This window comes from Eggerthella sp., from assembly GCF_048329335.1.
In the GTDB taxonomy this organism is placed as follows: Bacteria; Actinomycetota; Coriobacteriia; order Coriobacteriales; family Eggerthellaceae; genus Eggerthella; species Eggerthella lenta.
The window spans coordinates 1-2,020 of sequence record NZ_DBFEGU010000057.1 but is presented as its reverse complement, the minus strand read 5'-3'; the positions used below and the strand labels follow the sequence as shown (position 1 = coordinate 2,020).

Annotated in this window: 3 protein-coding genes; all 3 read right to left on the bottom strand. The window is 62.7% G+C overall.

Annotated features, from left to right (window positions below; genetic code table 11):
- A partial coding sequence (locus ACMO6A_RS01935; RefSeq protein WP_418470702.1) for an ABC transporter permease occupies window positions 1-553 on the bottom strand: 553 nt, incomplete at its 3' end.
- The gene (locus ACMO6A_RS01930; protein WP_009607838.1) at window positions 543-1,229 is read right to left on the bottom strand and encodes an ABC transporter ATP-binding protein; all 687 of its coding nucleotides are present in this window, start codon (window positions 1,227-1,229) and stop codon (window positions 543-545) included. The genes ACMO6A_RS01930 and ACMO6A_RS01935, both read right to left, overlap by 11 nt.
- Before the next feature lie 10 nt (window positions 1,230-1,239).
- Window positions 1,240-2,020: efflux RND transporter periplasmic adaptor subunit (locus ACMO6A_RS01925; protein ID WP_418470701.1), on the bottom strand; the 781-nt coding region annotated here is incomplete at its 5' end.

Here is a 2,020-nt window from a genome sequence, read left to right as displayed (position 1 = left end):
CCATCGACTGGCCCTGGTTCTGCAGCACGCCGACCACGGTGAACTCATCGCCGTCGAGCTTGACGGTGCGGCCGACCGCGCCGTCGGCCGAGCCAAGCAGCGTCTTCGCCACATCGGAGCCCAGCACGATGACCTTGCTACGATTCTCCCGGTCGACAGCGCTCAAGTTGCGGCCTTCTTGCAATTTGAGGTTGCGCACGTGCAGGTAGTGCTCGTCGGTGGCCTCCACGAACGCCTTGTTAGCAACCGTCGTGCCCACCGAAAGCTTCTTCATCAGGGACTTCGAGGGCGCCACGCCATCCACGGCACCGAGGTCGTTCATGCCCGAAAGGTCGTTGTAGCCCATGTCGCCGTCGAACAGGTAAGCCGACAGCGCGTCTCCGCCGAGAGCTTTCATCTTTTCGCTCACCTGCCGGTTCGTCCCGTCGCCGATGCCCACGAGGATGATGACCGACGAAATGCCGATGACGAGACCCAGCATGGTCAGAGCCGAGCGCAACCCGTTGCCGAACACAGCCTGAACGGCAGTTCGCGCCAATTGACTATACCGCATGCGAACCCCTTTCCATTTCCTGTATCAAGCCGTCAGCAATACGCACGACACGCTGCGCCTCGTCGGCGAGCTCCTGGTTGTGCGTGATGAGGATAACCGTCTGGCCCTCGGCGTGCAGGCTCTTGAACAGCTCCATGATCTCCACGCCGGTGCGCGAATCGAGCGCGCCGGTGGGCTCGTCGGCCAGGATGATCTCCGGCTCGCACACCAACGCACGGGCGATGGCCACGCGCTGCTGCTGGCCTCCGGACAGCTGGTTCGGCAGGTGGTGCTCGCGCCCTTCGAGACCCACGAGCGCGAGCTGCTTGCGGGCACGGGCGTCGGCTTCTTTCAGGCGTACCCCGGCATAGCTCAGCGGCAGCTTCACGTTCTCGAGCGCCGTGAGCTTGCCCAACAGATTAAAGCTTTGGAACACGAACCCTATCTTTTCGTTGCGGATGGAGGCTAGCCGATTGTCGGACAAAGCCCCGACATCCATGCCGTCGAGCAGGTAGCGACCCTCGTCGGGCACGTCGAGCAGCCCGAGGATGTTCATCAGCGTCGACTTGCCAGATCCGGACGGCCCCACGATAGCGAGGAAATCGCCTTGGTCGACTTGAAGATCCACATGATCGAGGGCGCGAACGACCCCTTCGCCCATCTCGTAGGTTTTGGAAACGCTCTCCAAGAGGATCATCGCCGACCGCCTACTCTAACACCGGAGTCACGGTTATAGGCCCCTCTTCGGCATCGCCTTCCGAGAAGCCGCCGCCCGCAGGCTCTGCCTCGTTGAGAACCACGAGATCGCCTTCCTTCAGACCCTCGCCCGACACCTCGACCATGGTGCCGTTGGATATGCCCGTGGTCACCGGCTCCGCACGCTGCTCGCCGGATGCGAGATCGTACACCTGGACGAACTTGTCGTCGCCCGCGCCGATCACGGCGCTCACCGGCACCGTGAGCACGTCGGAGGCTTCCGCAACGGTGATGGACAGGTTGGCCGACATCCCCAGCTTGATGCTGCCGTCGTTGGGCACTTTGACCGTGACCGTGAACTTGGAGCCCGTCGCGCCGTACGTACCCACCTCGTTGATGTTGGAGATGGTTCCGTCGCACTCGCGGCCGTTATCGGATCCCAGCTTCACCTTCACGCTTTGCCCTTCGGACAAAAGCCCCAGATCCTTCTCGGAAACCTCCATGGTGACCGACACCGTGTCGATGCGCTGCACCTCGATGTAGTGGTCGTCCTTCGTCACGGCGCCTTTGTTTTTCTCCGGAAGCTCGCGCGAGGTGACCACGAGGTCGTACGGAGCCGCCCACTTCTCGCCGTTGGCGTAGGTCACCAGCGTCTCGCCTGCAGCAACGCGCTTGTTAAGCGGCGCGTCGAACGATTGCAGCCAATGCCAGCTGTCCGCAGGCCTGAGCTTCACGGTTTCCAGCGGCTTCACCTCGCCAACGCCGGTGACGGTCTGCTGCACGGATCCTCGC

Coding starts and splice junctions, on each gene's coding strand:
- ACMO6A_RS01930 (WP_009607838.1), bottom strand. CDS start 1,229: ATGATCCTCTTGGAGAGCGTTTCCAAAACCTACGAGATGGGCGAAGGG.